The following is an 11,639-nucleotide window of genomic DNA, read 5'->3' as shown; positions in this document are numbered from 1 at the left end:
GGGCGTGGCTCTAGTCTCGTCGCTCGTGACACAAACTCCCTCCCACCACCGTGCGACAGCGGACGCCTACGACGCCGTGTCCGCCCTCTACGCCGAAGTCACCCGCGATGCGCTGGACGCACAGCCGCTGGACCGCGCCGTGATCGCCGCGTTCGCCGAACTCGCGCGGACGAACGCGGGCGGGCCCGTGGCCGAACTGGGCTGCGGTCCGGGACGTGTGACCGCGCACCTGCGGGACCTCGGCCTCGATGTCTTCGGCATCGACCTGTCGCCGGCGATGATCGATCTGGCCCGTGAGACCTACCCGGACCTGCGGTTCGACGTGGGCTCCATGGACGCGCTGAGCCTGGCCGACGGCTCGCTGAGCGGCATCATGTCCTGGTACTCGGTCATCCACACCCCACCGCGGGACGTGCCCTCGTACTTCGACGAGTTCCGCCGTGTACTCATGCCGGGCGGCCACCTGCTTCTCGGCTTCTTCGAGTCCGGGGACGATCCGGTCACGGATTTCGACCACAAAGTGGTGACGGCCTACCGGTGGCCGATCGACAGCTTGGCGAAGATGGCCGCCGAGGCCGGCTTCACCGAGGTGGGGCGGATGCTGCGTGAGCCGGGGGAGGGCGAGCGGTTCCGCCAAGGGCGCCTGGTGATGCGTCGGGTCAGCTGACGCGACACCGCCGGCCCGCACCCTGAGGGAGGGCGGGACCTGGAGGAGGGCGGATTCCCCACCGGGACATCAACCGCACACCGCGTGACCGGGGCTGGGTGTGAACCTCCGAGGAGGCATTCCACGCGGCGTGCGGCTCCGGCAACCTCGCCGAGGCACTCGTGAGGGTTCCGCTCCTGGACGACGTGGGTCAGGCGCCGGCCTCGCCGATGTTGACCATCCAGGTGATGCCGAACTTGTCGGTGCACATGCCGAACACATCACCCCACATCTGCTTCTCCAGCGGGACCGCCACATTGCCGCCGGCGGACAGCTTCTCCCAGTAGCCGCGCAGCTGGTCGGCGTCGTCGCCGCTCAGGCTCACCGAGAAGTTGTTGCCCTGCTTGAGCTCCATGCCCGGCGGGTTGTCGGCGCCCATGAGCACGAAGCCGTTCGGGGCCTCCAGCATGCCGTGCATGACCTTGTCGGCGTACCCGGGGGGCGTCTCGGAACCGAACGCTCCGTACGTGTTCACCGACAGGTCGCCGCCGAAGACACTCTTGTAGAACTCCATGGCTTGCTTGGCGTCACCGGCGAAGCTGATGTACGGATTGAGTCGAGAGACCATGATCGATTCCTTTCGTGACGCTTTGTCAGGGGTGCACACTAGTCGCGTCTCGCCTGCTCAGTGGGGATAGGCGCAGACCGTTTTCCCGGGGCCGGGCCTTGGTCGCGTGCATTCCCCGGCGGAAGCGGAATTCTCGACACTAGAGTGAAACGGTGACTCTCCCGCAGGAAAACCCGGCACGCCCGATCAGCGACGACGACCGCAACTCAGCCGTGCGACGTGTGCAGGAGGCGTACGCCGAGGGGCACATCTCGCACGAGGACATGGACGGCCGTCTGCAGCAGGTGCTCACCGCCAGGACACACCGCGAGCTCGCGCCGGCTCTCGCCTCGCTCCCGGAGGAGGACGCGGGGACCTCGTCCACGATCGGCGCCCTGGGCGGACGGATCAAGCGGCGCGGGGCATGGAAGGTCCCTCGGAACCTCAAGGTCGAGTCGGCCTTCGGAAGCGTGAGCCTTGACCTGTCCCGGGCGGTCTTCGAGCACCCGGCGGTCGACATCGAACTCCAGGTCGGCACCGGCAGGGCCAAGATCACGGTTCCTCGCGACGCGACCGTCGACGCCGAGGGTCTGCACACGGGATGGAAGGACCTGCGCTACAAGGCCCCGCGGCGCTCCGGCACGGGCGGGCCGAGGATTCGGATCTCCGGGACCATGGGGTTCGGCCGATTGAAGATCCGCCACGCGCGGCGCTGAGGGATCGGCCCCTCCTGTCGCCAGTGGTGGCCCGGGGGCGGGTCCCGCCCGCACGACCGATGAGTTCCGTCCCGCCGCCTCGTCTGCATAGGGGGAACCCTCACTTCCGCGCCTGCGGGAGACCCGGGATGAGCTGACAAGGAGCGCGCGCATCATGGCCGAGGACAACGTGAGCGCCACCCTGACTGTGGCCGCGCCCGCCGAGAGGGTGTTCGCCGTGCCGGCGGACCCGACGGCCCATTCCGCGATCGACGGCACCGGCTGGGTTCAGGAGTCCGTCGACCGGGCGTCGCTGACCGAGGTGGGGCAGATCTTCCGGATGGACATGTACCACCCCCACCATCCCGACGGTGACTACCAGACGGTCAACAAGGTCCAGGTGATCGGCCCGCCGCGCACCATTGCCTGGCTGACGGGGTACCGGAAGGGCGACGGAGAGCTGGACTTCGGCGGCTGGATCTGGCGTTACGACCTTGTGCCTCTCGGTCCGTCCGAGACCGAGGTCACGCTTACGACTGGTCGGCGGTGCCGCAGCGCATCCGGGAGTACATCCGGTTCCCGCCGTTCGGCCCGGAGCATCTCAGCGACTCGCTGCGCCACTTGGCCGGGCTTGTCTCCGGTTAGGTGATGTCTCCACCGGGAGGGGAGACAGGGCGGGCGCCGTCCGGCGACCGTCCGTTCATTGATCCTGGCCCTGGACCGCCGCCGGTGGTGTCGTGCTCATGCGCCAGCCGTCGCAGCGGGGTCCGATCAGGTCGGCCGGCCAGCCCGCCCTTTCCACGGCCGCCTCATAGACGGCGTTGCCGAACGCCACGATGGCCTGGCAAGGGTCGGCCGTCTCTCTGAGCGTGGACCAAGGCAGCAGGGCCAGACCTGCTTCGGGATTCCAGGCCGCGCCGTCGACACCCCAGGACCGGCCTTCGAGACCGTCCGGCGCGGGCCAGATGTAGGCGTACACAGCTGCGTTCGGCGACGTGGCGTCGCCGAACGTGAACCCGACCGATACGTACTCATCGCGTCCGGCGTTCTGCATGAACGCCGGACGGTCGGCCACCGGGGCGGCACGCTGCGCCCGGTGACGGGTGGCGGACAGATCGAAACCGCCCCACATCACACCGACCCGGGGGCGATGGCCCTGGAACGGTGCCTGCCACGTTTCGAGCCCGCCGGCCGCGAGGTTGAACGCCGTCCACATCAGCCGAGCGGCATCGCCGTCCCAGGTGCGTTCGACCTGATCGTCCTCGAACTTCCTTGGGGCGCCAGGGATTTCGCAGATCAGTGAGGTGCGCGGCGGGTGCACACCGAGCTCGGCCACCGCGTCGCAGAACGACGCGTAGAAGGCGGCGAGGGATCCGTCGGACACGGGCACGGTCACCGAGCCCCGATCGGACTCGACGACCACGTCACCGTCGAGCAGCCGGTAGTGCACCTCGAAGGTGACTCCCCGGCGCCGATAGGTCGGCGTCCGGAGTCCGCGGGGGGTGACGTCGAGAACGATGTTCCCCCAGCCGGCCTCGAAGGGTTCGTCCAGGGCGTACTTGCCTCCGACCTGCACCAGCCGGTTCACGTAGTCGACCATGGGCGCCAGATCCTCGTAGACCAGCGCCGGCCATGTGTGGAGTCGTTCGCTCATGGAGAGCCTCCCGGCCATTTTCGCACGCGGATCAGTGGGCTGCCCGCTCGGCGGCGAGGGCTGCCCATCCGGCCGAACTGGCCGCGGTAGGAACGACGCCTTCCGCGATCCGGCGCGTTCCACCACTCCCTTTCCCGCACACACCCGCAGCGCCGCGACCAGGGCACGAGGTGAACCCGGCGACCTTCCCGAGCCGCACACAGTTCACGCGGAGCACTGCGTGTGCAGGAAAACGCATCGTCTGAAAGCGGATATGCGAAACGCCGTTCGGTGAATTGACGGATTGGCCGTTGATCACGGCAGGGCAGGTTCACCATGTCACCGGCACACCTCCATCCGCCCCCGCGGTGCGGTGGCAGCGAGCATCTGCGCCCGATGCGGGCTGGCGTACAGCGGGGGTTCCGGCCCCCACCGCCACCGGAGAAGACCCGTGTCGCTCACCTCCGCGCCGCGCACGCGCCGTACGGTGTTCGCCCCGCGACTGACTGCCCTCCTCGACGACCACGTGGGCCGGGACGTCTTCCGGCTCGAGAGCGACACCGTCGCAGTGGCCGGGCACGACGTCGCCGACCGGATCCTCGCCGCGCGCCGGGCGACGGAGACCGAGCGGCCGACGTTCAGGCCGCTGCACGGCCGCTCGATCTCGCGCAACGAAGCCTCCTCGTGGGTGAGGTGCGCAGAGGCACCCCCATGAATCGTCCGGCCCGACGCGCACGATCGTTGGGCACCGCCCTACGGGAGGATGGCGTCGATGTATCCGCCGTCGACCCGCAGCGCGCCGCCCGTGGTCGCGGACGCCAGGTCGGAGCTCAGGTACACCACCATGTTGGCGATCTCCTCGGGTTCGATCAGGCGCTGCAACAGTGACTGCGGGCGGTACTCGCGCATGAAGACTCGCTGCGCCTCGTCCCACGGCAGGTCGCGGTCGACGAGTTGGTACACGAAGTCTTCGACGCCGCCGGTGTGGGTAGGGCCCGCGACGACGCAGTTCACGGTGACGCCGGTCCCCGCGGCATGCTTGGCGAAGCCGCGGCTGACCGCGAGCAGAGCGGTCTTCGACATGCCGTAGTGGATCATCTCGGCGGGGATCACCACTGCGGAGTCGCTCGCGATGTACTGGACACGCCCCCGGCCGCGTTCGGTCATCCCCGGCAGGTACATCCGCGTGAGCCGGACGGCGGCCAGCACGTTCACCTCGAAGTAGCGGCGCCATTCGTCGTCCGTGATGTCCAAGGGGTTCTTCGCGTCGAAGATGCCGAGATTGTTGATGAGGATGTCCACGTCAGGCAGCGTTTCCCAGGCGTGCCGAGCGCCCTGCTCGGAACCGACGTCGGCGGCGACCGGAACGAAGTCGCCGTCCGGCACCGAGGCTTTGAGCTGGTCGACGGCCGCCTCCACCCTGCCCTGGTCGCGTCCGTTGACTCCGACCCGCGCGCCGGCGCGTGCGAGTCCGGTCGCGATCGCGGCTCCGATGCCTTGCGTGGAGCCCGTCACCAGAGCGGTCCGGCCCGAAAGATCCAGGTGCACGTCTCGTTCCCTTACTGGAATGGGTGGGTGATCGGCAGGTCGTCACGAGACTCTTCCCGCCCGCAGCCCCCCGGTGATGTCCGGGCGCTCGGAATTGGGGCCGATCGGGTGGGGAACGGTTCGGCTGTTACGCGCTTGTGGGTGACGGAACGCGGCCGGGCGCGGCCGAAGCCGGGCCCGGAGCCTTGCGCCGTAACGGTCGGGGCGTCAACTTGGTGCCTTCAGTACATAAATGGACGATGCACACGAGAGCAACAGGAATATGGACGACATGTAACCGCCTTCACGTCATCCGCACATTCAGGACGATCTGTTGGCAAGTTGTGCGTTCTCGGCCACCGGGCCGGGACCCGCAGATAGCAGGCCCGCGGCGTACCACGCCGGTACACGGGTCTGCAGTACGAAATGAAGGGGCATTCATGTCCGCTTTCATGTCAGTTGCCGCCCGTCGTACGGCTGCCGCCGCTCTCGCGGCCGGCGCGCTGGTCGGAACGTTCGCCGCGTCGGCATCGGCCGACGCCGCCGGCCGCCCGCACCGCGACAGCGTCGAGATCTCCGGCGCGCAGTACGACTCCCCGGGCTGGGACAACGGCACCAACCGCTCCCTCAACAAGGAGTGGGTCGATGTCACCAACACGTCGCGCCACGCGGTGAACCTCAGCGGGTGGACGCTGTCGGCCAGGGACGGCCGCACCTACACCTTCCGTCACTACCGCCTGGCGGCCCGCTCGACGGTCCGCGTCCACACCGGTGTCGGACGCGACAGCAGCCGTGACGTGTACCAGGACCGTCGCAGGTACGTGTGGGACAACCGTTCCGACACCGCCACCCTGCGCGATGACCGCAACCGTCGGGTCGACACCCTCTCCTGGGGCGGCCACCGCGACGACCGCGGACACGGCGGCGACCGCGGACACGGGGGCGGCCACCGCTGACCTGAACCTGCCCGCGGGACTCCCAGCCCGCGGGCAGCGATGACCGCCTCAGGAGGGGGCGTTCCGCAGCACGGTCTGCGGGACGCCCCCTTTCGACTGCCGCCGACAGCACGGCCGTTGCCCCGGCGTCACCCGTGCCAGTCGTAGCGGCGCTCCGGTCGGCCGGCCACGCCGTAGCGCAATGACACACCGGCGCTGCCGGTGCCGTGGAAGTATTCGAGATAACGGCGGGCGCTGACGCGGGAGATACCGGTCAGGGCTGCGCATTCGGTCGCGGACAGAGTGCTGTCGGCCTCGCGCAGGGCGCGTTCGACCATCGCGGCGGTCTCGACGCTCATGCCCTTCGGCAGGCCACCGCCCGCAGCGGCCAGAGCCGTTCCGCCCAGCACGCGGTCCACGTCGGCCTGGCCCCGTACGACCGCGGAGAGCAGCCGGCGGCGTCGGACGGCGTACCGCTCGAGCCGGGGGAGCAGGTCCTCGAAGTCGAACGGCTTGAGCAGGTAGTCGACCACGCCGCGGCGGACCGCGCGGCGCACCGTCTCAGCTTCCTGGGCGGCACTGATGACCATGATGTCGCAGTCGTGGCCCGCGGAGCGCAGCCGGGGGATGAGATCGAGGCCGAAGACGTCGGGCAGGTACAGGTCGAGCAGGATGACGTCGGGGCGCAGTTCCTCGACGGCGTCGATCGCCTGCTGCCCGGTGTGAGCCGTGCCGATGACGCGGAACGGCTCGACGCGTTCGACGAACGTGCGGTGCACCCGGGCCACCATGAAGTCGTCGTCCACGACGAGTACGTCGATCGCGTCGTCTCCTGCGGACGTGTCGTGCGGGGCGGTCATCCGGGAACTCCTTCGGGCGCCACATCGGCGAGGTGACCGAGAGGCATGTGGGCGGTGAACACAGCGCCGTCGGCGGTGTTGGCCACCGAAATCTCGCCGCTGTGGCGCTCGCAGACGAGCTTGGTGAGGGCCAGGCCGATCCCGCGCTCGCCCTCCTGGGCGGCTTTGGTGGTGAAGCCGTGCGCGAAGACCTCCCGAGCGACTTCGGGCGGCAGGCCGGGGCCGGAGTCCCGGACCACGACCTCCACGCTGGACGCGTCCTGCCGCAGCTCCACCTCGACCCACGCGTCGCCGGTGTCGTCATCGGAAGCAGCGGCGTCCACCGCGTTGTCGACGAGGTTGCCGATCACGGTGGCCAGGTCGGCCGCGTCCTCCGGCGCCAGCCTGCCGAGTGCGGTCCCGGCGGAGATCCGCAGGCTGACCTTGCGTTCGGCAGCGAGCGAGGACTTCGCCATCAGCAACGCGGCGATCGCGGTGTCGCGCACGCGCCGGGCGAGTGTCACATCGAGCGAGTGGCGGCGCTGGTTGAGCGCGCGGATGTAGCGGACCACTTCGTCCTGTTCTCCGATCTGGATCAGACCGGAGATGGTGTGGAGCTGGTTCGCGAACTCGTGGGCCTGCGCGCGCAGCAGCTCGGAGGAGCTGCGGAAGGAGCCGATCTCCCGCTCCAGCTCGGCCAGTTCGGTGCGATCGCGCAGCGTCGTGACCGAACCGAGCAGGCGGCCGTCCTTCATGACGGTCATCCGGTTCATCACCAGCAGGCGCCCACGGCGGATCACCACCTGGTCGTGCCGGTCGGCCGCGCCGTGCCGGTCCCCTACGAGTACGTCCCGCAGCCGTCCCTCGAAACCCAGGTCGTCAATGCTCCGCCCCACGCAGTCCTCGGGCAGGTCGAGGAGACGCCGGCCCACGTCGTTGACCAGCGTGAGACGCAGTTGCGGGTCCAGTGCGACGACGCCCTCCGCGATCCCGTGCAGCATCGCCTCGCGATGCTCGGCGAGGCCGGCGATCTCGCGCGGCTCCAGGCCGTAGGTCTGGCGTTTGACCCGTCGGGCAAGGAGCCAGGAACCCATCACACCGAGCCCGCTCGCGATGCCCAGGTAGGCGAGCAGGTACGACGAGGCGCCGCTGAGCCGCTGCCACACGGTGGGGGAGGCCTCTCCGATCATCACGGTGCCGAGCTGTCGCCCGAGCGTCTGCCGCGCGGCGCTCAGAACCGGCACCTGTGCCACCAGCTCCCGGCTTCCGTCCAGCGTCAGGTCGCCGGACCAGCTGCGACCCCGGGCAACCCCCGCTCCCAGGCTCAGCCGTTCACCCACCACCGTGGGGTTGGTGGACGAGACGATGCGTCCCTGTGCGTCGGCCACGGTCACCGATGTGACGCCGGACTGCGCCAGCGTGGAGTGCACGAGCGGGGCCAGTGCCTCCCCGGGGACAGGCCTCACGAGCTGGCTGCGGACCAGGGGGTTGGCGCCCAGTTGCTCGGCCAGCGCGTCGACCTTGCGGCCTTCGACCCGCTGGAAGGTGGCCTCGGACTGGGCGAGCGAGACACCCGCGACCGCCAGCAACACCACCACGACGATGGCGAGCTGGAGCACCAGCATCTGGCCCGCGAGGGTATGGCGGCGGAACGTCGTGACCACAATTAACTCAATCTTTGCTACTGACACAACGTGGGCGGCTCGCGTGCCATGTCGGACAATCATGACGCCCGGCAGTTGAAATCGAAAGCGAGGTGCCATGAGAGGTCCCGCACGTGCCCTTCTCGGCACCGTCGCCGTACTGACACTCCTCACTGTCAGCGCATGTGGGGTGTTCCCGGGCGGGCAGGCGCGGTCGGACCGCGATCTGCGGATCATGGTGCCCAACACACCCGGTGGCGGCTACGACACCACGGCCCGGACCGCGGCCCGGGTCATGGACGAGACACACATCGCGCCGGACGTGCAGGTGTTCAACCTTCCCGGCGCGGGCGGCACGGTCGGACTGCAGCGCATCGTCGACGAACGCGGCAACGGACAGCTCGCGCTCCAGATGGGCCTCGGCGTCGTGGGCGCGTCGCATGAGGCGAAGGCGAAGGTGACGGTCGCCCGGACCACGCCGATCGCCCGGCTCATCGAGGAGGCAGGCGCGGTCGTCGTCCGCAAGGACTCACCGTACAGAACGGTGGGCGAGCTCATCACCGCGTGGCGAAGGGCTCCTGAACGTCTCGCCGTCGGTGGCGGATCGTCCCCCGGCGGACCGGACTACCTGCTGCCCATGGAGCTGGCGAAGACAGTCGGCATCGACCCCAAGAAGGTCGACTACGTCGGCTACGGCGGTGGGGGCGGCGACTTGCTGCCGGCCCTGCTGGACGGCGAGGTGGACTTCGCCACCAGCGGCCTGGGCGAGTTCCTCGACCAGGTCGACAGCGGCCAGCTGCGTGTCCTCGCCGTCACCGGCGAGCATCCGGTCGAGCCTCTGGCCGGGGTCCCGACGCTCAAGTCGTCGGGCATCGACCTGGTCTTCAGCAACTGGCGGGGCATCGTCGCCCCGCCCGGCATCAGCGGCGCCGACAGGCAGCGCTGGGTCGATGCGTTGACCGAGTTGCATCGCTCCGGGCGGTGGCAGGCCGAGCTCGACCGGCACGGCTGGACGGACGCGTTCGCCACCGGCGACACCTTCGCGGCCTACCTCACCCAGCAGGACAAGCTCGTCGCCGATCTCGCCGCCTCCCTCGGACGGGAGTGACCAGGCGGTCGTCCACCGACACCTCGCTTCGATACCGAAGACCTTCACCACGGGCAGCTGCCCGACGTCATCCCACCCACCCATGACCGGGACGGTCCAGCCCTCGTGCGCGCGGGCTCGCCGAGCCATGCCCGTTTCCCCCGGCCGGACCGCGGCCAGACCCCGAAAGGCACCCCTTCCCGCATGACCTCACACACCTGGTACCTGTTGCTCGTCCTCACCGTGGCGATCGGGCTGCTGATCTACTTGATCAACTCCCGGCTCCGCATCCACCCGTTCATCGCCCTCATCGTGGTGACCATCGGCACCGGGCTCGCCGCCGGCGAACCCGTGGCGAAACTGACCGGGTCCATCGAGGAGGGAGCGGGCGGCACACTCGGTGACATCGGCCTCACACTCGCACTCGGAGCCATGCTCGGCCGCCTGCTGTCCGACTCCGGCGCCACCGACGCCATCGCCCACGCCATCGTCGACCGCTCCAGCAACCGCAGGCTCCCCTGGCTCGTGGCGGCCGCGGCGTTCGTCATCGGCATTCCGATGTTCTTCGAGGTCGGCCTCATCGTGCTGCTGCCACTGATCTTCAGCGTCGCCCGCCGACTGGAGGACGACGGCGCCACGAAGGGTTCTCCGTACGTGCTGCTCGGCGTGCCCGCCATCGCCGCGCTGTCCACCCTGCACGGCATGGTGCCGCCCCACCCCGGACCGCTGACGGCCATGACGGGCCTGCACGCCGACCTCGGCCTGACCCTCGGCGTCGGCATCATCTGCTCGATCCCGACCGTCGTCCTGGCCGGCCCCGTGTACGCCCGCTGGATCGCGCCCCGTCTTGCCGACGTACGACCCGACCCCGTGCTCGTGGCCCAGTTCACCGGAGCCGACCACGCCGAGGCAGCCGGCACCACCACCGGCGCTTCCTCCATCGGCCAGGCCGAGGGGACGGACACCGGCACTCCGCAGCGAGCCGGTGTGTCCACGGGACTGGCCGTCACCTCGGTTCTCATACCCGTCGCCCTGATGTTGCTGCGCACCCTCGCCGAAACCGTGCTCGACGAGTCCAGCACCGTGCGTGCGGCGCTCACGTTCGCCGGTGAACCGCTGGTGGCGATGCTCGCCGGTTTCCTGTTCGCGCTCGGCGTGACTCTCGTACGCGGTGGCCGCTCCGGCGAGGCGACCCGCTCCTCCCTGACGGACAGCCTCAAGTCCATCGCCGCGATCCTGCTCATCATCGGCGGCGGCGGCGCGTTCAAGCAGGTGCTTCAGGACTCCGGTATCGGTGACGCCATCGCCTCCGCGGCCGAGGGAGCCCACCTCAACGTGATCGTGCTGGGCTGGCTGATCGCCCTGCTCCTGTCCCTGACCACCGGTTCGGCCACCGTCGGCATCGTCTCGGCCACCGGCATCGTCGCCCCCCTGATCGGCACGGGTGGCGGGCTCGAGGCATCCCTCCTGGTGGTCGCGATCGGAGCCGGCTCCCTGGGCCTCAACTACGTCAACCACGCCGGGTTCTGGCTGGTCAAGGAGTCCTTCGGCATGGACCTCACCCAGGCCGCCAAGACACAGACCGTCGTGCAGACGCTGGTCAGTGTGATGGGTCTCGGGATGGCCCTGCTCCTGTCCCTTCTCGCCTGACCGGGGCGACGTGGTCGTCCAGGCGTCCAGCCACAGTGGGCGGACGGGGTCACGGTCCTGGTGCAGCCACGCCTGCATCGACTGCCGTATCCGGTCCACCGGATGGTCCGCTCGCTCCGCGTGCGTGAAGAGGGTGTCGTCGTCGGCGGTCGCGGTGTGGCCGACGGCCGCGGCGACGAGTTCGTCGGCGGACTTGAAGTGCTGGTCCACCAGACCCGGTACGACGCCCACGGTCTGAGCGACCCGTTTCGCCGTCAGCTCGTCCAGGCCCTCACTCACGGCGATCACGCTCGCGGCCCGCACCATCTCCGCGCGCCGCTCGCCGGCGGGCAGGCGGCGTCATTCGGTCCGTGAGGTGGACGTCATGACCTGGGATG

General features: G+C 69.4%; 13 protein-coding genes. 8 read left to right on the top strand and 5 right to left on the bottom strand.

What is annotated here, in order from left to right; genetic code table 11:
- Positions 1 to 25 precede the first annotated feature (25 nt).
- Positions 26 to 667, top strand: a complete 642-nt coding sequence (locus ACFC96_RS34680) for a class I SAM-dependent methyltransferase (protein WP_376615945.1) — start codon at positions 26 to 28, stop codon at positions 665 to 667.
- Between the two features lie 190 nt (positions 668 to 857).
- Here the strand turns inward: ACFC96_RS34680 and ACFC96_RS34675 are convergent, their stop codons facing one another.
- Positions 858 to 1,274: a VOC family protein gene (locus ACFC96_RS34675; RefSeq protein ID WP_340458280.1), complete on the bottom strand. Its 417-nt coding sequence runs from the start codon at positions 1,272 to 1,274 to the stop codon at positions 858 to 860.
- A 152-nt stretch (positions 1,275 to 1,426) separates the two neighbouring features.
- Between ACFC96_RS34675 and ACFC96_RS34670 the strand changes: the two genes are divergently transcribed.
- A complete protein-coding gene (locus ACFC96_RS34670; RefSeq protein WP_340458279.1) occupies positions 1,427 to 1,969 on the top strand; it encodes a DUF1707 domain-containing protein in 543 nt (180 codons plus the stop codon).
- 154 nt (positions 1,970 to 2,123) lie between these two features.
- Complete coding sequence (locus tag ACFC96_RS34665; RefSeq protein WP_376615943.1) at positions 2,124 to 2,597, top strand: polyketide cyclase; 474 nt, start codon at positions 2,124 to 2,126, stop codon at positions 2,595 to 2,597.
- A gap of 51 nt (positions 2,598 to 2,648) precedes the next feature.
- Here the strand turns inward: ACFC96_RS34665 and ACFC96_RS34660 are convergent, their stop codons facing one another.
- Positions 2,649 to 3,602, bottom strand: coding sequence for a DUF5996 family protein (locus ACFC96_RS34660; RefSeq protein WP_376615941.1), 954 nt, complete (start codon positions 3,600 to 3,602; stop codon positions 2,649 to 2,651).
- A gap of 430 nt (positions 3,603 to 4,032) precedes the next feature.
- On the opposite strand from ACFC96_RS34660, the gene ACFC96_RS34655 reads away from it, so the two are divergent.
- The gene (locus ACFC96_RS34655; protein WP_376228315.1) at positions 4,033 to 4,296 is read left to right on the top strand and encodes a hypothetical protein; all 264 of its coding nucleotides are present in this window, start codon (positions 4,033 to 4,035) and stop codon (positions 4,294 to 4,296) included.
- 38 nt (positions 4,297 to 4,334) lie between these two features.
- Here ACFC96_RS34655 and ACFC96_RS34650 read toward each other — a convergent pair whose 3' ends face one another.
- Positions 4,335 to 5,129: an SDR family NAD(P)-dependent oxidoreductase gene (locus tag ACFC96_RS34650; RefSeq protein ID WP_376615939.1), complete on the bottom strand. Its 795-nt coding sequence runs from the start codon at positions 5,127 to 5,129 to the stop codon at positions 4,335 to 4,337.
- A gap of 419 nt (positions 5,130 to 5,548) precedes the next feature.
- On the opposite strand from ACFC96_RS34650, the gene ACFC96_RS34645 reads away from it, so the two are divergent.
- Positions 5,549 to 6,064: a lamin tail domain-containing protein gene (locus ACFC96_RS34645; RefSeq protein ID WP_376261103.1), complete on the top strand. Its 516-nt coding sequence runs from the start codon at positions 5,549 to 5,551 to the stop codon at positions 6,062 to 6,064.
- A 128-nt stretch (positions 6,065 to 6,192) separates the two neighbouring features.
- Here ACFC96_RS34645 and ACFC96_RS34640 read toward each other — a convergent pair whose 3' ends face one another.
- The gene (locus tag ACFC96_RS34640; protein WP_376615937.1) at positions 6,193 to 6,903 is read right to left on the bottom strand and encodes a response regulator; all 711 of its coding nucleotides are present in this window, start codon (positions 6,901 to 6,903) and stop codon (positions 6,193 to 6,195) included.
- Positions 6,900 to 8,546 (bottom strand): ATP-binding protein, encoded by a 1,647-nt coding sequence (locus ACFC96_RS34635; protein ID WP_376615935.1) that lies wholly within the window; start codon positions 8,544 to 8,546, stop codon positions 6,900 to 6,902. The genes ACFC96_RS34640 and ACFC96_RS34635 overlap by 4 nt, the downstream gene beginning before the upstream one ends.
- 97 nt (positions 8,547 to 8,643) lie before the next feature.
- Here ACFC96_RS34635 and ACFC96_RS34630 point away from each other — a divergent pair, with 97 nt between their 5' ends.
- The 3 genes from ACFC96_RS34630 to ACFC96_RS34620 all read left to right on the top strand — a co-directional run bounded on the left by ACFC96_RS34630 (position 8,644) and on the right by ACFC96_RS34620 (position 11,616).
- The gene (locus tag ACFC96_RS34630; RefSeq protein WP_376615934.1) at positions 8,644 to 9,633 is read left to right on the top strand and encodes a Bug family tripartite tricarboxylate transporter substrate binding protein; all 990 of its coding nucleotides are present in this window, start codon (positions 8,644 to 8,646) and stop codon (positions 9,631 to 9,633) included.
- A 183-nt stretch (positions 9,634 to 9,816) separates the two neighbouring features.
- Positions 9,817 to 11,262 (top strand): GntP family permease, encoded by a 1,446-nt coding sequence (locus ACFC96_RS34625; RefSeq protein ID WP_376261109.1) that lies wholly within the window; start codon positions 9,817 to 9,819, stop codon positions 11,260 to 11,262.
- A 102-nt stretch (positions 11,263 to 11,364) separates the two neighbouring features.
- A complete protein-coding gene (locus ACFC96_RS34620) occupies positions 11,365 to 11,616 on the top strand; it encodes a hypothetical protein (protein ID WP_376615932.1) in 252 nt (83 codons plus the stop codon).
- The last annotated feature ends 23 nt before the right edge of the window (positions 11,617 to 11,639 follow it).

It is taken from the genome of Streptomyces sp. NPDC055955 (genome assembly GCF_042270245.1).
Taxonomy (GTDB): Bacteria; Actinomycetota; Actinomycetes; order Streptomycetales; family Streptomycetaceae; genus Streptomyces.
The sequence above is the reverse complement of the archived record's forward strand: the minus strand, read 5'-3'. Positions and strand labels throughout refer to the sequence as shown.